Annotated in this window: 16 protein-coding genes and 1 pseudogene; 6 read left to right on the top strand and 11 right to left on the bottom strand. The window is 67.2% G+C overall.

The window, feature by feature from the left end:
- Positions 1-19 precede the first annotated feature (19 nt).
- Complete coding sequence (locus tag ACFW3F_RS08870) at positions 20-1,438, top strand: MFS transporter (RefSeq protein ID WP_388056371.1); 1,419 nt, start codon at positions 20-22, stop codon at positions 1,436-1,438.
- A gap of 133 nt (positions 1,439-1,571) precedes the next feature.
- On the opposite strand, the pseudogene ACFW3F_RS08865 reads toward ACFW3F_RS08870, so the two are convergent.
- Positions 1,572-2,316 (bottom strand): annotated as a pseudogene (locus tag ACFW3F_RS08865) (HNH endonuclease signature motif containing protein); the annotation flags it as partial.
- 575 nt (positions 2,317-2,891) lie between these two features.
- Here ACFW3F_RS08865 and ACFW3F_RS08860 point away from each other — a divergent pair.
- Entirely contained in the window at positions 2,892-3,698 is an 807-nt protein-coding gene (locus tag ACFW3F_RS08860; protein ID WP_388056370.1) for an MFS transporter, read from the top strand.
- Between the two features lie 157 nt (positions 3,699-3,855).
- Here the strand turns inward: ACFW3F_RS08860 and ACFW3F_RS08855 are convergent, their stop codons facing one another.
- Complete coding sequence (locus ACFW3F_RS08855) at positions 3,856-4,608, bottom strand: nuclear transport factor 2 family protein (RefSeq protein WP_388056369.1); 753 nt, start codon at positions 4,606-4,608, stop codon at positions 3,856-3,858.
- 135 nt (positions 4,609-4,743) lie between these two features.
- On the opposite strand from ACFW3F_RS08855, the gene ACFW3F_RS08850 reads away from it, so the two are divergent.
- Positions 4,744-5,382, top strand: coding sequence for a TetR/AcrR family transcriptional regulator (locus ACFW3F_RS08850; RefSeq protein ID WP_388056367.1), 639 nt, complete (start codon positions 4,744-4,746; stop codon positions 5,380-5,382).
- On the opposite strand, the gene ACFW3F_RS08845 is transcribed toward ACFW3F_RS08850, so the two are convergent.
- From ACFW3F_RS08845 to ACFW3F_RS08805, 9 genes are all read right to left on the bottom strand, one after another.
- Positions 5,334-6,971: an oxygenase MpaB family protein gene (locus ACFW3F_RS08845; protein WP_388056365.1), complete on the bottom strand. Its 1,638-nt coding sequence runs from the start codon at positions 6,969-6,971 to the stop codon at positions 5,334-5,336. The genes ACFW3F_RS08850 and ACFW3F_RS08845 overlap by 49 nt on opposite strands.
- 105 nt (positions 6,972-7,076) lie before the next feature.
- Positions 7,077-8,462 carry an amidohydrolase family protein gene (locus ACFW3F_RS08840; protein WP_388056363.1) on the bottom strand — a complete coding sequence of 462 codons (1,386 nt, stop codon included), beginning with the start codon at positions 8,460-8,462 and terminating at the stop codon, positions 7,077-7,079.
- Positions 8,459-9,070, bottom strand: a complete 612-nt coding sequence (locus tag ACFW3F_RS08835; protein ID WP_388056361.1) for a pyridoxal 5'-phosphate synthase — start codon at positions 9,068-9,070, stop codon at positions 8,459-8,461. The genes ACFW3F_RS08840 and ACFW3F_RS08835 overlap by 4 nt, the downstream gene beginning before the upstream one ends.
- Complete coding sequence (locus ACFW3F_RS08830) at positions 9,067-9,867, bottom strand: creatininase family protein (RefSeq protein WP_388056359.1); 801 nt, start codon at positions 9,865-9,867, stop codon at positions 9,067-9,069. Before ACFW3F_RS08830 ends, ACFW3F_RS08835 begins: the two co-directional genes overlap by 4 nt.
- Positions 9,864-11,195: an FAD-binding oxidoreductase gene (locus ACFW3F_RS08825; protein ID WP_388056357.1), complete on the bottom strand. Its 1,332-nt coding sequence runs from the start codon at positions 11,193-11,195 to the stop codon at positions 9,864-9,866. Before ACFW3F_RS08825 ends, ACFW3F_RS08830 begins: the two co-directional genes overlap by 4 nt.
- On the bottom strand, positions 11,192-12,370 hold the full coding sequence (locus tag ACFW3F_RS08820; RefSeq protein WP_388056355.1) for an ABC transporter substrate-binding protein: 1,179 nt from the start codon (positions 12,368-12,370) through the stop codon (positions 11,192-11,194). Before ACFW3F_RS08820 ends, ACFW3F_RS08825 begins: the two co-directional genes overlap by 4 nt.
- A gap of 70 nt (positions 12,371-12,440) precedes the next feature.
- Complete coding sequence (locus tag ACFW3F_RS08815; RefSeq protein WP_388056353.1) at positions 12,441-13,352, bottom strand: ABC transporter permease; 912 nt, start codon at positions 13,350-13,352, stop codon at positions 12,441-12,443.
- Complete coding sequence (locus ACFW3F_RS08810; protein WP_388056351.1) at positions 13,349-14,119, bottom strand: ABC transporter ATP-binding protein; 771 nt, start codon at positions 14,117-14,119, stop codon at positions 13,349-13,351. Before ACFW3F_RS08810 ends, ACFW3F_RS08815 begins: the two co-directional genes overlap by 4 nt.
- Positions 14,119-15,453 carry an amidohydrolase family protein gene (locus tag ACFW3F_RS08805; protein ID WP_388056349.1) on the bottom strand — a complete coding sequence of 445 codons (1,335 nt, stop codon included), beginning with the start codon at positions 15,451-15,453 and terminating at the stop codon, positions 14,119-14,121. Before ACFW3F_RS08805 ends, ACFW3F_RS08810 begins: the two co-directional genes overlap by 1 nt.
- Positions 15,454-15,669: 216 nt before the next feature.
- Here ACFW3F_RS08805 and ACFW3F_RS08800 point away from each other — a divergent pair, with 216 nt between their 5' ends.
- The 3 genes from ACFW3F_RS08800 (at position 15,670) to ACFW3F_RS08790 (ending at position 18,630) form a co-directional block, all read left to right on the top strand.
- Entirely contained in the window at positions 15,670-16,275 is a 606-nt protein-coding gene (locus ACFW3F_RS08800) for a helix-turn-helix domain-containing protein (protein ID WP_388056347.1), read from the top strand.
- Between the two features lie 70 nt (positions 16,276-16,345).
- Positions 16,346-17,311 carry a PDR/VanB family oxidoreductase gene (locus tag ACFW3F_RS08795; RefSeq protein ID WP_388056345.1) on the top strand — a complete coding sequence of 322 codons (966 nt, stop codon included), beginning with the start codon at positions 16,346-16,348 and terminating at the stop codon, positions 17,309-17,311.
- Positions 17,308-18,630: an amidohydrolase family protein gene (locus ACFW3F_RS08790; protein ID WP_388056343.1), complete on the top strand. Its 1,323-nt coding sequence runs from the start codon at positions 17,308-17,310 to the stop codon at positions 18,628-18,630. Before ACFW3F_RS08795 ends, ACFW3F_RS08790 begins: the two co-directional genes overlap by 4 nt.
- The last annotated feature ends 237 nt before the right edge of the window (positions 18,631-18,867 follow it).

Raw genomic sequence — 18,867 nt, 5'->3', positions numbered from 1 at the left:
GCCACGACAGCGTCGCCCGATGGCCACAGACGTCGGATTGAGTGCCCCCATGGCAACCGCTCCGAGACCCGACCGTGGAATCCGTGTGCTCGCAGGCGCGTCCGGAGTCGGCTTCATCCTTGCCATCTGCGGCTCGAATGCGATGACCCCGCTGCTTCCGGGCTACATGGATACCCACGACTTCGGCCCCGCCGCGGCGTCGGTACTGTTCGCCACCTACTTCATCGCCCTGATCATCGTCCTGCTGATCTCTGCTCGAGGCCCGCTCATCCGCCACGCCCGCACGGTGTTGCCGATCGCCTTCCTGGCGGCGATCACCGGCGACCTCCTGCAGATCGCCGGTGCCTCGGTCGAGTTGTTGTTGTTCCCCGGACGGTTCCTGACCGGGGCGTCGGTCGGGCTGAGCACGGGCGCCGCGGCGGCGATCATGGTGGCAGCACGCGGCGAACGAGGGCGGGCGTTCATCGCCTCTGGGTCCCTCATCGGCGCGGGTACCGGTCTGGTCGCCGCCATCGCGATAGCGGTGTTCCTCCCATGGCAACTGGTCACGGTGTACGCGATCCACGCCGCCGCGACTGCAGTGTGCCTGATCGTCCTCCTCGTGGGATTACGTCTGGCTCCCGACCTCCTTGCGCCTCGGCGTGATTCGTCGCGAGACGCCGGTGACGTGGCGCCGCGCCGACAGCCCGCGTCCACAGCGCCCGCGTACACCGGCGACCTCGATGTCGCCCGCGCTCGTCGACGAGATCCCGGCGCCTATCTGGTCGGTGCGCTGGCGTGGGCGATCGGCGCGCTGGCGGTGGGTGCGATGCCGGCCGCGATCCTCGCCACTGGAGCGAGTGACTCGCTCCTCGTCGCCCAGTGTGTGGGTGGAGCGTGCCTGCTCGTCTCGATGGTCGCGAGCTTCGCCGGCGCGGGGGTCCGGATCGTGACGACCCTGCCCGCGGTCGGCGTACTGCTTGTCATCGGATGGTCGACGGCGGTGGTGGGCCTGATCCTCGGCCGGCTCGACGTGATCGTCCTGGGCACCGTCGTCGGAGGGGTCGGGCAGGCCGGCGGGTACCGAGTGGCGCTCGCTACCATCACCGGCGGTCTCATCGCCGTCGAGCAGGGCCGGGTGGCGTCGAGGTTCTCCGCCTTCGCCTACAGCGGGGCGGGTGTGATGGTGGTCCTCGACGGGATCGCCGGGCAGGCAGTCGGGACCATCGGCGGGGCCGTCGTCACCGGCATCGTCTACGCCGTCGTCGCGGCCGTCGCCATCGCGCTGGTGGTGCGCCGGGACCGAGCAGCGACCGGGGGACAGTCCGCGTCGACGTGTGCGGTGGGCGACCCCGGCCGGCGCGTCGTCGGTGCGGCACCCTGGGCAGGCAGAACAGCGAAACCGCAGGTGTCGAAAGCATTTCACGGACAATCGCCCCGACCCCACCGGGATCTGTAGCGAAACAGACTGCTATCGACTGTCTTTCGCTACAGAGTCCCGGTGGGCAGGGGGTCCCGTTTCACACTGTGGAGTTGTCAAAGGTCGGGTGGCGCCGGGTCGACGCCGAAGGGACAGGTGGGCGCGGGGGCGGTTAGACGAGTGTGTCGTCGAGTCGCATGGTGCGCCGGTTGTAGGCCGGTCGGGGTAGGCGTCTCGGGTCGACGTCTGCCGGTGGGATGAGCCACGGATGCCGGTCGGGACCCATCACCACGCTCCAGCCGTGGTGATGGACTTGAGTGTGACAGCGTTGGCAGAGTAGGCATCCGTTGTCCAGATCAGTCGGCCCGCCGTCAGCCCAATGGACCACGTGGTGGACTTGCGTATGCGCTGCGGGGGCACCGCATTTCACACAACAGACGTCCCGCACGATGATCGCTTGTCGCAGGTGATGCGGGAACAGTCGTTTCGTGGTTCCCATCCGTAACGGCACCCCTTCGCTGTCGAGGACGATCTCGGTCACCCCGCCATCACACGACAACCGTCGTGCTGTTGTGGCCGACGCGGTGCACCACCGGCCCTATACCGAAAGAGCCACTTAACCCCTGGTCCCTGAGGTGCGAGGAGCCAAAGCGACGAGCCACGAAGGGCCCGGTGAGACGCGTTGGTACACCCTTCGAGGCTCGCTTCGCTCGCACCTCAGGGAGCAGAAGGGCGCGGCGTTGGGCAACATCACGGCGATCCTCGGCGCCGTCGGGTTCGGGGCGTGGGCAGGAGCGTTCGTCGATCATCGTCAGGAACTTTTCCCCGATCACCGCGGTCACATCTGCGGTGATCGCGACTCTGCCTTCGTCGGTCACTCGGGTGTGCACGGTGTTGAGCGACGCATCGTCAGCCGCGGTGACCGCGTTTGGATCGGTGTCGTACCTGTTGCGGAGCTCGGTGATCGAGGTCATGACACCAAGGTACTCGCCAAAACGTTCGACGACGAGGTTTCTCCACAGTCCGGGCATCTTTCAAACAAGCTGTGCTGCAGTCGATGTCACTCACGCCCCAGCGGTGAACCGTGGTGAACCGTGGTGAACAGAAACCCCACCAGTCACATCGGGCGGACTGATCGAAAGAACTCCGCTCCCTGAGCTGAGCTGAGCTGAGGAGCGAGCTTGCGAGCGTCACCCTGCTCCCTGAGGAGCGAGCTTGCGAGCGTCACGAAGGGTTTCGCAACATCGGTCGCCGGACCCTTCGTGACGCGCCCTCCGCAAGCTCCGGGAGCTCCTCAGGGGGGGGCAGGGGGTGCGTCGCTCGCTCGTCAGGGAGCAGAACGGGCCACGGGGTCAGTGATTCTTCGGACGGGGGGTGCATCGCTCGCTCCTCAGGGAGCAATGGGTGGCCCCCCGGCTGAGAAGTAGCAGCCTCCCTTGCACGTCAGCGGGAGTAGCGGCGTGGTCGGGCAACTGTGCCTACGTTGGAAGACATGACACCTACACGCATCTCCGGTCCGATCACCTGGCTTGCCGTGTTCCTCGCGGTCGCGCAGGTGCTCGCGCCCGTCGTCCCGTTCTCCGGCTTCGGCGCCTCGCCCAACGAGTCGACGACCGATCTGTTGATCACCCCGGCCGGCTACACGTTCTCTATCTGGAGCCTCATCTACCTTTTGTCGATCGCGTTCGCTGTCGCCGTGGTGTGGAAGGGGGCCACCGGGACCGGCGATCCGCGGCGTCTGCTCGTCGACCTCGAAGTCGCGTTTGCAGGCGCGGCGGTGTGGATTCTGGTGTCGGCCGCCGAATGGACGTGGGTGACCCCGATCGTGCTGACGGTCATGACGGTGGTCCTGCTCGACGCGGCCCGGATCGCCGCGAGACCGGCCGACGACTCGGCGCCACGGTGGCTCACGGTCCTGACCCGCATCCTCGTCGGTGTGTACGCGGCCTGGGCGACCGCCGCGGTCTTCCAGAACTGGGCCGCCGCAATCGGTGCCGATCTCGCCGATCCGCAGGCCCTGGGATGGCAGCTGGTCGTGCTGGTCGCGTGCGCCGTTGTCGGGCTGGCTGTCACCGCCTCCGTGGGGTCGGTGTTGATCGCCTACCCGCTCACCCTGATCTGGGCGTTCGTCGGGATCATCGTGACCGCGCTCGGCGAGACGACGGCGGTCGTCGGAGTCGCGGTCGGGACGATCGTGGCGCTGGTCGTCACGACGGTGACGATCGCGGTACTGCGACGGCGGCCGGGTACACCGGGTAGCGCACTCTCGACTCCGCCCGGCAGCCGGCACGGGCGCTGACCGGAACCCGAACCCGACCACATCGTCGACGTGATCGAGCCCGGGCCGGCGCGCATACGATGCTCGAGATCTGCTCACACCGATCCGCGAAGGAATCGGCCCTGTGTGCCCGACACCGCCCCGGCCACAATCCTTTCCGAGTGCGGACGACGAGACGTCAGGAGGTCCGCCCCAGTCTCACCTGCGCTTGTCGGAGGACCGACGGCACCTTGGACGCCGCGAAAAGGGTACGGAACTGCCAACTGTCATCGCGTGGGAGGATTCTCGAACGCTGGAGCGCATCGAGTGAGTCGTACAGGGTTTCACCTTCCTGGAGGAGTCCGTCCTCGTTGAAGTGGTAGCGATCCACGGCGGGGCACTGGAGGAATCGGCCGTTGCCGTGCACAACCGCGGCCGTCTCGTCGTACGGGTACAGGCGCAATGATCCGTCGAAATGTCCGCTCCCCATGTATCTGATCATGGTGCGGACCGTGCCCTCCGGTGTGACGTCGACGTAGACCTGGTCCGGCATCGGGTCGTAGCGCCAGTCAGGGATCGCATCGAAGAAGGCGAAGTTGTAGGTCACGAAGTCGTCGATCCCGACGATTGTCCGGCCGAAAGTCGTTACATCCGTGTACTTCATGTCCGGCGCGTACAACTCGTGGTTCAGGCTCATGTCCCGGACGAGAAAGCTCCACCAGTACTTCTTGGCCCAGGTCATGAGCCATGAGAAGTCACGGTCGAATGCCTTGCTGTACATGTCCAGTTTTGCTTCCCACATCGTGAACCACTCGCGCGTCGTGGCCTGGAGCTCGTCCTCGGAGAGGACACGGACGGGATCGCCCCGGTTCGAGTCGAGATACTCGGGTGCGGGTCGCGCGAGCCGCGGTTTCCGTAGAGCCTCCTGGAACATCTCTTCGCTGAACGTCATCGCTTTCCTTTCTGGTTGTGCCGCATGATCACGGCGGGAATCCGGGTGTGGTCGGCCCGCCCGGGCGGGTTCTGGGATGGAACGGGGTGCGTATTGTCGAGATCGGCGATCGATGCGGCAACGAGGGGTCGAACGGTGGACGAGGATTCGCACAAGGTGTGGCGGGGGCAGACGCTCCACGACCGTTCTCTGAAACGACGAGAACAATTGCTGGATGTCGGCGAGGAGTTGCTCGGAAGCGCGGGTGTCGGCGCCGTGACGATGCGGGCGGTGGTACGCGAGGCGCAACTCAGTCCGCGCTACTTCTACGAGACCTTCAGTGGCCGCGAAGATTTCCTCGTTGCTGTTTACGATCGCGTCGAGAACCGACTCCTCGAGCGCGTGTCGGGTGTGGAAATGGGCGATGACTTCCGAACGTCGATCCACGCGGTCTGCGTCGTCTGCGGTGACTTCTTCGAGGAGGACCCCCGCCGCGCTCGAATCCTCCTTCGTGAACCGTTGAGCGACGACATCCTCCGCGACCACAGTGCGAGACGCGCCCAGATGTTCGTCGAGACCATGTTGAGATTGCTCGGCGCGGAGAGCGCGATGAGTCCGCGCCCGGAGCGGATCCCCGCGCTGGCGACCGGACTGTCCGGCGCGCTGGTGGCGCTCTATCTAGGGTTCGCGGACGGGCGGCTGGACATCGACCGCGAGCAGCTCGCGGAGACCGCGGTTGACATCGTCTACGCGCTGGCCGACGCCGCGCGCCCGCGTGACGGCCTGCCCGAATGAGCTCGCCGGGTGATGCTGTGCCGGGTGCCGGCACCGTCCTGCACGGCGTCGTCTCTCTCGAGAAGGAAGAAGTGGGGGCGATCCTCCGCACGAGACTGCATGGCCCCCAACACCAGGTTCGGCCCGGCTGACTTGAAAGTGTCGATGACAGGCTGTTTGTCGTAGATCATGGCCGCGGTCTGCTTCCCGCGATAGCCGATCATGCGGACTGATGCGGCCGGGCGATCACTGGACAGGATCGGAGCCGTGGCGTGCAGGATCCGCCGGAGTACCTGGTCCACCCGGGTCGGGAATCTGGGCGGTTTGAGAAGGAGCGGGGTTGGGATCATTGCCGGGTTCAATGGATAGACCCGTCCGGCCGGAGTCTGGATCAAGATCGGCATTGCGCGGCCGTCGGCGTCGAAATGCTTGCCGTACCATCCGATTCGTTCCAGAGATCCATCCAGTGTGTGATTCGTGAGAATCTCGGTGCCACGCCACCGGCCCCGCAGCTCGCCGGCGTCGACAGCGGGTAGCTCGTCAAAGGCTTCCTGTACAGCGGAGTGATCACCGGTGGCGCGGCCGTCGCCGTGCCGAGTGAGGTGCGTCGACGCAAGCGGCAGCGAATATGCCTCCGCGGGAGAGGCGGTGAGGCGCAAAGCATCGTCGAGGAGCCGGGTGGTCTGCGGGTCGTCGCGGCGATAGAGGTCGTGCACCCTCGCGGTGAGAGACGCACTGCTGCCGAGCCGGCGAAAGAGGGGTTGCGCAGCGATATACATCAGTCGGAGCAATGGATCGGCGATCCTCGGTATGCCGTTGCCGCGCCGAAACATCTCTGGCACAACGGCCATGCACATCAGCTCGGAGAGGGCCAGCGTGAGATCGACTGCGACGTGGCGCAGCCGACGGCCGTCGCCGAGTGTGGTCAGGAGTCGTATCGCGCGCAACCGGTCTGCTGACCACCCCTGTTTGGTGCAGAACTGATCGGCGACGGATTCGTAGTATCTGTCGAGATCGTCCGGTGTGGTGGGAAATGTCTCTCGTGGCACGCCCATGAGAACCGCGATCTGTGAGCCCTCGGACAGGTACTCACACATCTCTCGATCTGAGAGCCCCGGTACGCGTCGTCCGTTCTCGTAGGCGAAGTTCTCGTACGCCAGGATGGCGGCGTGGACGATGGTGACCGCGGCGAACAACATGCTGGATTCGTCGGTGGCGGAATACTCTCGGCTACTCCCGGCCATCGTGCCACGCATCGGCCGGTGATAGTTGAACAGCTTGCGGGCAGCCAGATCGGCCTGCGACTTCGACCCGAAGAGAATGGGCGCGGGAACACTCACTGTCCGTACGACCCGCTCGAAGAACGTCACCTGAGGACCATTTCGGACCTGCGCCGTCCGCGACGGTGCGCCGAACACGGGATCGTGTTCGGCCAGAACATGCTGGAACACGATGTGGGGGGATTCGAGCGCATTGGTGATCTGCGCGATCATGACCTGCGTCGCGGGGTGCAGAAAGACCTTCCACGACCACGAATCGGGGCCGAAGTAGCCCGTGTCGTCGTCAGGACCGGGCGGCTCTGTCGGCGTCGACGGTCCGGGTTCCGGCATGGGTGTACCTCATCTCGACATCTGACCTTCACAGTCATAGGAATCGGGTGATTCCTATGATTGAGGGATCGTGTCACTTCGAGCGTGAGGTGTCAACGACGGCGTTCACGGTCCTGCGACGTGGTTCGGAAACGCCGGATGAATCCCGGCCTGCGCCGCCGACGCGATCATCCTCTCGGCCAGTTCCGAATCAGCCTGCGCACGTAGGGGGTCGGCCACATCCCGATGCCACACCGTCCGGCCGCCCACGACGACCTCGCGCAGATTCCGCAGTCCGCATCCGAGAACGTAGGTGGCGATCGGATCCCAGATGGGTCCGAGGTGGGGCGCGCGTGGATCGACGACCAGGAGATCGGCGAACTTGCCGACCTCCAGCGAACCCACTCTGTCGGCCACCCCCATCGCCGATGCCGACCCGAGTGTGTGCAGGGTGAGCACCTCGATCGGGGTCAGAATCGCTGCGTCGCTGCGCTTTCCGCGCTGCAGGAACAACCCGGTGCGCATGTTCTCGAACGGGTCCGACACGTCGGTGCATGACTGGTCGTCGACGCCCATGCCGACGGTGACCGAATCCCGCAGCAGGCGGGGTACATCGGCGATGCCGGAACCGAGCCGGCCGTTGGACATCGGTTGCCACACCACCGCACACCCGGTCTCGCGGACACGCGTGAACATGTCCTCGGTCGGGTGGACGAAGTGCCCGAACGCGAAGTCGGGGCCCAACACGCCCGCGGCGTCGTACCAGTCGAACTTCGACTGCTGGATCTCGATCTGTTCGGCGGTCTCGACGAAATGTGCCTGATTGGTGATCCCGTACCGGTCCATAAGGGCGCGTTCGCGTTCCGCGGTCGCCTGCGACGACGACCACTGCACCGATCCGTAGACCGAGCCTCCCAGATCGAGTGCCGGGTCGACGGTGGCGAGGTGGGTCATGACCTCGTCGAAACCGGCGAAGGCCGCCTCCTCGCCGAGTTGCTCGTCGTCGAGTCGGACGCTGGTGACGAATCGGATTCCGGCGGCCGCCAGACCATCCACCTGGGCGGTGACGAACTCGGGCGGGTGCACCCGCGCGGCCTTGAGGACGGATTCCTCGTAGTCGAACAGTGCGAGAACCCGCGACTGGGTGAAGTTGTACACGGACGTGATGCCGGAGGACAGATGGTCGAGTCCGCCCGCCAGTGTCATCCAGTACAGGTCCTCCGCCTCGGCGCCGAGCAGCATGGTGCTGTTGAGGGTGACCCATTCGTACAGCGGACTGCTCGGGGCGACACCTCGCATCCCGGCGGTGTAGATGTGGCTGTGCGCCGAGACGAATCCGGGTGCGAGAAAGGCGCCGTCGAGGTCATGACGGGGAAGCGGCGCGTCGGCGGGTGGAGAACCCTCGCCCATCCCAGAGATCCGGCCGTCGTCTCCGATCGACAGCCATCCCCAGAACCACGGCTTCGCTCCGCTGACCGGCAGGATCAGCGCGTTGTGATAAGTGCCGGTCATCCCGGTAGAACCTCCGATGTCCAGTGATTCCCGTTGTGGGTGAACCGTACTCGTTGCGACGGTCCGTCCGGGTCGCCCCGCCAGAAGGTGATCTCCCGGAGGTCGACGGCGTACCCGGTCCAGGTCGGCGGTGCGGTCAGCCCCGGGTGAGACGCGTCGAAGTCTGCCCAGCGTCGTCGCCGCTCGTCGGGTGACAGCACGGCGAGATCGTCATCGTTCATCCATGCCAGCAGCTGCAGGTAGCGGGACCGACGCGAGTACGCGCGGTGCAGTTCGTCATCCGGCGCCCGCCGGACATCGCCGTGCGCGACGACCTGGCGGCCTACAGCGGGCCAGGCGACGGCGACCGAGGCGCGGGGGGTCTCGGTCAGTTCGGCGACCTTCGCCGACCTGGTGTCGGTGTGGAAGTAGATCGCCGTGTCGTCGGCTTCGGTGATCAGGACGTGCCGAACGCGGGGATAACCATCGCGACCGCAGGTCGCCAGGGCCATCAGCGGGCGCGGTTCGTCCGGCGCGGGCAGCCAGTCTCGCAGGAGCGCCATCGGCTCGATCGTGAGCTGATCCGCAGCCGCGCAATCTGTTCCGAAGCCCGTTCCGCTGGTGATCAACGTCCGGCCCGGCCCGGATCGAACGTGGCGATCTCCGGTAGCGCGGCGACGAGTGCCTCGACCCGCTCATCGAAGAGCCTCGCGCCGGTCGATGCGTCGGCACCGGTGGGATCGCCGATGACGCCCGACTCGGCGAAATCGGTGGACAGCCAACCGAATCGGACGGTCTCGGCGAATCCGACGTGCGTGGCGTCGGCAACCGCATCCGCCACGGACGCGACCGCCTTGTCCATGTGCACCAGGTCAGGTCGGAGGTGCAGCATCATCGACGTTTCCGCCCACCCGGCATGGATGCCGAGGCCGCGCTCGGTGGGGCCGGGATGACCCGGCCCGGAGGAGAAGAACGTCTGCAGGTCGAACCGTCGTCGGAGCTCGCGCGCCGCGACCTCGATCAATGCGGAGTTGCCGCCGTGCGCGTTCAGGAAGAGTACCCGCCGCGCGGGGGTCTGCGCGAGCGAGGCACCGATGTCGACGATCGTCTCGAACAGGGTGCTCGCCCGCAGCCAGATCGTGCCCGGTAACCGGGAGTGCTCGTCGGACTTCGTGTATCCCAAAGCGGGTAACAGCCAGACGTCGTGCCCCGCGGCAGCACCGCGGTCCACGACGGCCTCGGCGACCGACTCCGCGACGATGAGGTCGGTGGCGAGCGGGAGGTGTGGTCCGTGCGGTTCGATTGCGCCCGTGGGCAGGACGAGGATCGAATTCCGGGACAGGGCGGTGCCGATCTGTTCGGTGGTCAGCTCGGCGTAGCGCCGGTGTCCGGTCGGGATCGCGGTCTTCGTGTCCACCACGTTCACATCCACCTTCCCGGGTTGAGCAGCCCCTTCGGATCGGTCTGCTGCGCCAGCGCGCGGACGCGCTCGGCGTCGAGATCGACGTACCACTGGTGTGGGGAGTGGACACCGACCCCGAGTTCCTCGAGTGCGGCGACCCCGTCGATGACCTGCTGCGGACTGCGGTAGATCCCGTTGAGCATTCCGAACATCGTCTCGTGGCCGACCTCGAGATGCAGCATGCCGCCCTCGTAAACCTCCTCGACCTCGTCGAGCCGGGTGACGAGTGCGTCACCGCGCACCTCCATGTGGAACCACTTGTCCGGCTGCGACTTCTGCAACCACCATGTCGGGTGGTTGTAGGACAGCGTCGACAGCTTGACCGTCTCGGAGATGCCCTCGCGGACCGCTTCGACGCGGCCGCCGGTGGCGGCGATCAGCTCGGTGGTCTCCTCGAGTGCACGAGCGTCGATGATCCCGCGCACGCTGGCGCGGCCACGGACGAGTGCGGGGTCGTCGGGCAGTGCCGCGGTGATGGTGGGACCGTCCGCAGACAGCAGGCGCGGCTTCGGCTCGACCGTCGCCAGCCGGAACGCCGCGTCGAATGCCTCCCGCCCGGATTCGAAACTCGCGTAGACACAACGCCATTGCTGCAGTGGTTCGATGCGGACCGTGGCGCCGACGATGATGCCGGCAACCCCGTAGGTGTGGACGAAGGGTGTAGCGTCATCGCCTTCGAGATGGACGACCTCGGCGTCGCCGGTGGCGTGGACGACATCGAGCGCATCGACGAAGCCCTGATGGTTGCGACCGTGCACGATCGTGCCGGTACCGGCGGAACCCCCCGCCAGGAACCCCCCGAGCGTCGACTGGACGGTCGACGGGTACATCCACAGCTGCCTGCCGTGCGCCCAGGCGGCCTGCTCCAGGTTGATCATCCGCGCGCCTGCCTGTCCGGTGACGGAACGTCCGGTGACGTCACTGATCTCGGTCAGCGATGTCATGTCGAGGACGAGTCCACCGAAGCGCGGGATGACCTGGCCGTAGTTGCCGGTGCCCTTGCCGCGCGTGGTGATCGGCACCCCGCGGGCGACCGCGGCGCGCACGATCTCGGGTACCGCGGAGGCCGTGCGCGGGTAGCACACGAGGTCCGGCTGCCCGAGGTCCTGCGCCGACAGGATCGGACTCATCCCGGAGCCGTCGCGGGCGGCCCGTTCGAGTGCACGGGGAAGGGAGCTGATGCCGCGCGGACCGACGATGGCGAGCAGGTCGTCGGCCAGCGCTTCGACGTCGTCGGGTCCGAAATCGGGGCGCCCCTCATCGGTACCGACGGCGACCACCGGCGCGGTCATGACGGCAGGCCCACCGAGGGGTCGATGAAACGGTTGGTCGCGATCGCCTCGGGCGTCAGGCCGTCGGCGGCCGGGGTGCCCTGTTCGGCGAAGATCGGTCCGGTCACCTCCATCACGCGGGCGACGCGGGCGGTGTCGAAGTTGCCGATGGTCGCGTCGGTGCCGTTGCTCATCAGGTTCAGGTCGGCCATCGTCTGGCGGGCGTAGTCGGCATTGCGCTGGGAGTACACCCACCCCGTGTCGTACTGCTGGACGGCGTCGAGGATGACCTTGTCCGCTGCCTGCGGCGACGCCAGGTAGTCGACGGACCCGCGCTGCAAGACGGGGACGAGCTGCTCGAGGCAGGCGGCGTTCTCCTCCAGCGCAGCCGAGCGAACCGCCACCGACGACTTGTAGGTCGGGAAGCCGACGTCATGGATCAGCTGGTACTTCACCGGCTTCTGCCAGCCCTCGACCTCCTCCTGATAGACCTGGGGCTCGGAGCTGGCGAATCCCTGCTGGGCGGTCTTGCCGCCGTCGGAGACGAAGTTGGCCGGCGTTCCGTCGTAACTGCCGTCGACCTGGTCCGGGGAGAGGACACCCGATCCGGTCAGGTAGTCCATGTAGGTCGATCCCTCGAAGTAGAGCACGCGGGCGTTCGCGGGTTTGAGGTCGGCGATCCCCTGCGCCTGCGGGTAGGTGGAGGGGTCCCACATGATCATCTGCGGACTGATGTCGAGCGGCGCCATGACCGCCGTCGTCGGGTTGTCCTTCGAGTTCTGGATCGCCTGATCGGTGTCGACGTAGCCCAGGAGGATCTCGGGATCGGAGTACAGCTGCGAGGTCACCGACTGGAAGCCGATGGCCGGTCCGCCGGAGCGGATCTCGATGTCGACGCCGGTGTACTCGCCCCGGTCGAAGAGCGGACCGACAACTCGCTTGTTGCCGGCATTGATCGTCGGCTCGGGACCGAGGAGCTGGTAGAGGTGGCCGTGCTCGGCCTCCGGGTTCCAGTCGGTCTGGACCACGATCTTCTCCGGGCAGTTGACGCTCAGGTCGACCGGTCCCACGGCACCGGTGTAACCGGACGATTCGGTGGTCTCGCCGGAACCGCACGCGGCGGTGAACGCGAGGGCGGCGGCCACGGCCGCCACACCGGTGGTCTTCGACAGACGACGCCAAACATGTGTGCTCATGAGTGCTTCCTTCGTGCAGGGGGATTCGGGGCGATGAGGGAGTCGAGGGCAGATCGCAGATCGACGGTGTTCAGTGCTGGTACCAGCGTCCGACGATCCGGTTGCCGAGCCAGCCGAAGAACCAGAAGACGGCGACGCCGAGAAGAGAGGCGAGCACGATCGAGGCGAACAACTCCTCGGCCTGCAGCCGCGACCGATAGTTGTCGATCAGGATGCCGATGCCGGGATTGCCTTGCTTGAAGAAGAAGTCGCCAACGATGGCGCCCACCACCGACAGGCCGGCAGAGATGCGGAGGCCGGCGAAGATCGCCGGCATCGCGGCGGGGAACTCCAGCTTGCGCAGGATGGTGAGGCGGCTCGGGTGGTGGAGGGCGAACAGGTCGCGCATCGGCCGGTCGACGGATCGCAGACCGAAGAGCGTGTTGGACACGATCGGGAACAGTGAGATCAGTACGCAGACGAAAACTCGTGCACTGAAACCGAATCCGAACCAGAACCCGACAAGCGGGACGAGAGCGAGGATCGGGACGCACTGCAGGACCACCGCGTACGGAAACAGTGCGTTCTCCATCAGTCGCGACTGCGACATGATCACCGCCCATGCGATGCCGATGATCGCGGCGATCGCCAGACCGGTCAGCGCGACGGTCGCCGTGCGACTCAACGCTTCCCACATGGCCGGCGCGGCATCGCCGAGCAGGCCGTCGGTGACGACCTGGTGCGGCGGTGGCATCAGGAATCGTCGCCCGGGATCGAGGACGGCGTAGCTGACGAGGTACCAGACCCCCATGACCAGCGCCAGGACGACGAGCGGTGCGGCGATCCCGACCGCCTTCGTGCGGGAACGGCCCCGCCGGTCGGTGCGCGCGGCCACCGCGAGCTCCGTGGTGGACCCGGGGTCCGCCGCGCCGGCCCTGCCGGGCTTCGGGATTCTCGCGCTTCGCGTGGTTCCGGTCGCGGTGCCGGTATCGGGGGCGCTCATGAATGTGCCTCTCGGAGTGCGCGGGAGATCCTGCCCGCGATGACGCCGAACTCCGGCTCGAACCGCAGGTCGGGTGAGCGAGGATAGTCGAACGGGACCTCGATCTCGTCGACGATGGTGCCGGGGCGCCCGGACATCACCAGGACCCGTGTGGACAGGAATGCCGCCTCGGCGACCGAGTGCGTGATGAACAGGCCGGCAAAGCGTTTGACCGCGAACAGCTCGGTCAGATCGGTGCCGAGCCGCTCGCGGGTGAGTTCGTCGAGTGCGGCGAAGGGCTCGTCGAACAGGAACAGATCGGGGTCGAGGGTCAGTGACCGGGCCAGCGACACCCGCATCCGCATGCCGCCGGACAGCATGTGCGGCAGGTGCTTGTCGAATCCGGTCAGCCCGACCGTTTCGAGCGCCGCGCGAACCCGCTCGCGCCGTTCGGATTTCGGTGCGCCGTCGAGTTCGCCCAGCAGCGCGACGTTGTCGGCCACCGACCGCCACGGGAGCAGCGTGGCGTCCTGGAACACGTAGCCGATCCGTTCGGCGCCACTCTGCAGGTAGCCGTCCGTGATCGTCTCCAATCCCGACGACAATCGCAGCAGGGTCGACTTGCCGCACCCCGATGGACCCACGACGCTGACGAATTCGCCCTCGCGCACGGTGAGATTCACATCGCGGAGGGCATGGGTGCCGTCCGGGTAGGTGAGTTCGACGTGTTCGAAACCGACGAGTGGGTGACCGAGCGCTGGTCTGGGGGTCGTTGCTGGTGAACTCATCATCTCTCCGAACCGACGGGGGACATGGCTACCGGTGTCACTCCGGCGGGGGACTCTTCGGCCGGCGATGCCCCGGCTGCGTAGGGAACCGGGAACGGCGGGAACGTCGTCCAGGTGGTCGTCTCGGTCCGCGCGACCGGGATGCCGTTCACGATGACGACGCGGTCGGCCGGGGCGGTCGCGATCACCTCGATGAGGTCGCCTCCGCGGATCGCGACGAAGTCGCCGCGCGCACCGACGACGGGTCCCGCCGGTTCGAGCCCGAGCACGGAACGCGCTTCGGTGGTCACCAGATCGGTTGCGGTGTAGGGGCTCTGATGGGCTGCGGTGATCAGCAGGGCAGCTGTCTCCAGCGGGTCGGCCCGTCCGACGGGGTTGAACGGATCGCGGATGTTGTCCGCGCCCCCGGCGACGCGGACGCCGTGGTCGCGCAGGACGTCGATCGGGGTGATCCCCCGACGCCCGGCCGATGGACCGGATCGGCCCTGCAGATACAGATTGGTCACCGGCAGTGCGACGACCGAGACGCGGGCACGCGCGAGTGCCCGTGCGACCCGCTGCAGGTCGTCAGTGGGCAGGGTGTCGAGCCGACAACAGTGCCCCGCCGTGCGGACACGGTCCTCGGGCCAGTCGGCGACACGGTCGGCGTAGGCCTCGATGGTGAGGTGATCGCCGTCGAGAAACTCGTCGACGTGCAGGTCGGCGCCGATGCCGCGCGCCTCGGCCAGGTCGAGCAACCTGGTGAGTTCGACGAGCGGTTCGTCGGCGATGTGCGGTGCGCCGCCGACCAGATCGACGCCTGCATCGAGTGCGGCCTCGATGTGCGCCGCCGGCGTCATCGGGCTAGCGAGTACGGCGATCTGGATGTCCATCAGTCCGCGTAGGGAATCCCTGACCTCGGTGAGCACACGGACGGCGCGCAGTGGGTCCTCGTGTGGGAGCACATCGGCGTGGGTGCGTACCGCGGTGATCCCGTTTCGCAGCATTGACGAGGTCGCGTGCAGGGCGCGCGTCCGGAAAGACAGTTCGTCGAGGGCGACGCTGCCCGCTCGCCAGGAGGCGATCGCGTCGGCGAGATCGCCGCTCGGTGGCGACAGTTCAGGCCAGGACAGCGCCTTGTCCAGGTGGGCGTGGGGCTCGGCCGCCGGCGGTAGCAGAAGGTGGTCGCGGAGATCGAGCCAGCCGAGGGTGCGCGGCGCGACTGGGGACGACGGCGTGACCGCCCGGACCCGACGAATGCCGTCGGTATCGGTCGACAGCTCGACGTCGACCACTGATCCGTCGACCAGCGACCCGGTGATGCCCGGGACGGGTGCTGTCTGCGGAACCTGCATAGGGAAACTTTCTCGAGGACTTCGGGTGGCGTGCGGCAGTGCACGAGAGGTTGGTGGTCCCGCTGTGGCTGGGGTCGGCGGGGGTGGGGCGGTCCGTGATACTTGTTGATCACGTCAACAGGACCGAATATAGGAATGCGCTGTTGCCGCGACGTTAACCAGCGCTGCGGGCGTGTAACCATCGGTCCGAGTTCACCGCAGGAAGGGTGCGACCACATGGCGCTCGACGAGCCGGATCTCGCGCAGGTGTCGCTGGGCGCCGAAATTCGCCGGCGACGGAAGGCACACGGCCTCACGCTCGCCAATCTGGCTGCGCAGGCCGGTATCTCACACCCGTTCCTGTCGCAGCTCGAGCGCGGCTACGCGCGACCGAGTATGACGACCCTGGAACGAATAGCGAGGGCTCTGGACACCACCCAGGTGAGCCTCATGCTGGCCGCCGATCCCGCGCACGTGGCGGGTGCCCCGTCGTCGGCGCCGGCCGGGGCGCAATTGGTGCGCGCGGGTGAAGGCGCGATCCTTCCGCAGGCCGGCGACAACGCGGGGTATGCGCGGCTGCTCGTGCGGGGGGACGCCGCGTTCTTCCCTCAGGAACAGTTGTTGAACAGACGGGACTACGGCGAGTACTTCCAGCACGAGCAGGATGAATGGCTGCATGTCGTCGACGGCGAGGTCGAGGTCGACCTCGGCGACGGCAGCCTCCTCGAATTGCGAAGAGGCGACAGCCTTTACTACGCTGGCGGCATTCCCCATCGGTGGCGGCTCATCGGTTCCGAGGCTGCTCGCCTGGTCGTTGTCCAGGCGTCGGCGCAAGGGTTATGACTCGCGACCATGGGGGTGGTTCCTGTGGCTGGGAATCCCGGCGGAGATCGCAGTACCGAGGAGATCTCCGATGTCATTGTCAGCACCCGGCATTCAGGATGCCGTGCGTGTTCGTGTCGTGTCCCGGCGCGAGCTCACCTGTCGGATCGACGAGTTCGTTCTCGCACCGGACGGTGGCGCCGCGCTGCCGCCGTGGAGCGCCGGATCGCACGTCGATCTGCACACCCCCGCCGGACCGGTGCGGCAGTATTCGCTGTGCTCCTCGACCGACGACACGAGAACCTACCGAATCGCCATCGAACGTCGCGCCGACAGCCGCGGCGGATCGGTCTCCGCGCACGACGACATCGACGTAGGGGCCGAGGTGACGATCAGTCTGCCGCGCAACCACTTCGCGCTGACACGTGCACTCGGTTACGTATTCGTGGCCGGCGGCATCGGCATCACCCCCGTCCTCGCTCTGGTGGAGCAGGCGCACCGGTCGGGCCGCCCGTGGCGGCTCGTCTACGTCGGGCGGTCCCGCGCGGAGATGGCGTTCGTGGACGAGATCGAGTCCGGGTATCCCGGTCTGGTGACGGTTCACGAGTCGGGTCGTTCGGGTCGTCTCGATCTCGGTGAGGAGTTGGCCGGGCTCGCGCGCGGCACCGCGGTCTACGCTTGCGGGCCACCGTCGATGCTGGACGCTGTTGCGCGCGTGTGCGAACCGCAACCAGCGGTGGACTCGTTCGCCGAGCAGTTCACCGCCACCACGGCCACGTCTGCGGACAACTCGGAATTCGAACTCTCGCTCGCATTTTCGGGTGTGACGGTGAGGGTGCCGAAGGACCGCACCATCCTCGACGTCCTGGACGGACGCGGGGTGGTGGCACCATCGTCCTGTCGCGAAGGGGTGTGCGGAACGTGTGAGACCGGGGTGGTCAGCGGCGAGGTGGATCACCGGGACTCGATCCTGTCCTCGGCGGAGCGGTCCGAGAACGAATCCATGATGATCTGCGTGTCACGGTGCACGAGTGGTCGTTTGGTTCTCGAACTGTGACCACGACCGTGCTCACCGGGGCCGCGGCGGTCCTGCGCGACGCCACCACGGTCACTCATGGCCCAGTCGTCGTCGAGGACGGACGAGTCGGGAACACGGTCGGCGGCCGGCCCGGAACGGGCGAGGTCGTCGACGTCTCGGGTTGCGTCGTCACACCTGGCCTCGTGAACGCCCACCATCATCTGCTGCAGACCGCGTTTCGGTCACGTCCGGAGAGCCGGTTCGTCCCGATGCCGGACTGGCTCGGCCTGATGGCGCAACGCTATTCGTCGGTCGGTGTCGACCCCGAGCTCGTTGCCATGGCAGCCGCCGTCGGCCTCGCGGAGTCGCTGCTGTGCGGCGTGACGACGGTGGCCGACCACCATCTCACCTGGCCGCGAGATCAGGACCCGGTCGCGCTGGCGGATGCGACGATCGGTGCGGCGGCGCGGGTCGGTGCTCGGCTGGTCTTCGTCCGGGGCACTGCCCGTGACGACCCGGACCTGGCCGCCGCATCGGTCGAGGACATCCACCGGGCGCATCTGGGTGAGGGAGCGCGTGGGACCAGCGCCGACGGCATGCTTCAGCTGGCGGTCGGACCGTCCGGGGTGCACGCCGACGGGCCGGAGACCTTCGCCTTGCTCGCCGAGGTCGCGTCCCGCCTGGGTCTGCGTCGCCGCACTCAGGCCAACGAGCAGGTCGATGTGCAGGTTGCCGCGGAACGGTACGGTCGTCGACCGCTCACACTGTTGGACGAGTGGGGCTGGCTCGACGGCGACGTCACCGTGGCACACCTGTGCGACATCACCGACGACGAAGTAGCCCTGTTGGCGCGGTCCGGAGCGTCGGCGACCCATGCGCCGGGGTGCGACGTGCCGATGGGATGGGGCGTCGCGCGGGTCGCCGCACTCACGTCAGCGGGCGTGCGGGTGGGCCTCGGCACGAGTGGCGGCGGGAGCAACGATGCCGGGCATATGCTCGCCGACGCTCGGCTGGCGATGCAGGTCTCGGGCCTGATCGGTGAACCACTCACGGCCCGTGCGGTTCTCGCGATGGCGTCCGAGGGTGCCGCCGCAGGTCTCGGACGGGCCGAGCTGGGACACCTGCGGCCCGGGGCTGCGGCCGACCTCTGCGTGTGGGAGTGCTCGGACGTCTTCGACGCCGGGGTGTCCGACCCGTTCGACGGCCTGCTGTGGGCAGGCCCGGGTCGGCGACCCCGCGACGTCATGGTGGGCGGCCGGTGGGTGGTGCGCGACGGCGAGCTCGTCACCGCACAATCCCGCTCGCTCGCAACCGAACTCGGCAGGTTACTCAAGAATCGGCAGGTACCTGCCTCCTGAGGAAGCCCGTAGAACTTCTTGCTCCCTGAGGTGCGAGCGATGAACCCCTTGCTCCCTGAGGAGCACGAAGGACCTCTTGCTCCCTGAGGTGCGAGCGAAGCGAGCCTCGAAGGGTCTTGGCGAGATAGGTTGCTAGACCCTTCGTGGGGGGGGGGGGGGGGGGGGCCCCACCCACCCACAGTCCGGGGGTGGGGGGTGTGGGGGGGGGGGGGGGGGGTGGGTGTGTGGGGGGTTGTT

The sequence above is a fragment of the Gordonia sp. NPDC058843 genome (genome assembly GCF_042743165.1).
In the GTDB taxonomy this organism is placed as follows: domain Bacteria; phylum Actinomycetota; class Actinomycetes; order Mycobacteriales; family Mycobacteriaceae; genus Gordonia.
This window is presented reverse-complemented; position numbering and strand designations above follow the sequence as displayed.

What these genes read in the sequence shown, in the direction of transcription:
- ACFW3F_RS08870 (WP_388056371.1), top strand. Translation starts at nt 20, where the DNA reads ATGGCCACAGACGTCGGATTGAGTGCCCCCATGGCAACCGCTCCGAGA.
- ACFW3F_RS08860 (WP_388056370.1), top strand. Translation starts at nt 2,892, where the DNA reads ATGACACCTACACGCATCTCCGGTCCGATCACCTGGCTTGCCGTGTTC.
- ACFW3F_RS08855 (WP_388056369.1), bottom strand. Translation starts at nt 4,608, where the DNA reads ATGACGTTCAGCGAAGAGATGTTCCAGGAGGCTCTACGGAAACCGCGG.
- ACFW3F_RS08845 (WP_388056365.1), bottom strand. Translation starts at nt 6,971, where the DNA reads ATGCCGGAACCCGGACCGTCGACGCCGACAGAGCCGCCCGGTCCTGAC.
- ACFW3F_RS08840 (WP_388056363.1), bottom strand. Translation starts at nt 8,462, where the DNA reads ATGACCGGCACTTATCACAACGCGCTGATCCTGCCGGTCAGCGGAGCG.
- ACFW3F_RS08825 (WP_388056357.1), bottom strand. Translation starts at nt 11,195, where the DNA reads ATGACCGCGCCGGTGGTCGCCGTCGGTACCGATGAGGGGCGCCCCGAT.
- ACFW3F_RS08820 (WP_388056355.1), bottom strand. Translation starts at nt 12,370, where the DNA reads ATGAGCACACATGTTTGGCGTCGTCTGTCGAAGACCACCGGTGTGGCG.
- ACFW3F_RS08815 (WP_388056353.1), bottom strand. Translation starts at nt 13,352, where the DNA reads ATGAGCGCCCCCGATACCGGCACCGCGACCGGAACCACGCGAAGCGCG.
- ACFW3F_RS08810 (WP_388056351.1), bottom strand. Translation starts at nt 14,119, where the DNA reads ATGAGTTCACCAGCAACGACCCCCAGACCAGCGCTCGGTCACCCACTC.
- ACFW3F_RS08805 (WP_388056349.1), bottom strand. Translation starts at nt 15,453, where the DNA reads ATGCAGGTTCCGCAGACAGCACCCGTCCCGGGCATCACCGGGTCGCTG.
- ACFW3F_RS08800 (WP_388056347.1), top strand. Translation starts at nt 15,670, where the DNA reads ATGGCGCTCGACGAGCCGGATCTCGCGCAGGTGTCGCTGGGCGCCGAA.
- ACFW3F_RS08795 (WP_388056345.1), top strand. Translation starts at nt 16,346, where the DNA reads ATGTCATTGTCAGCACCCGGCATTCAGGATGCCGTGCGTGTTCGTGTC.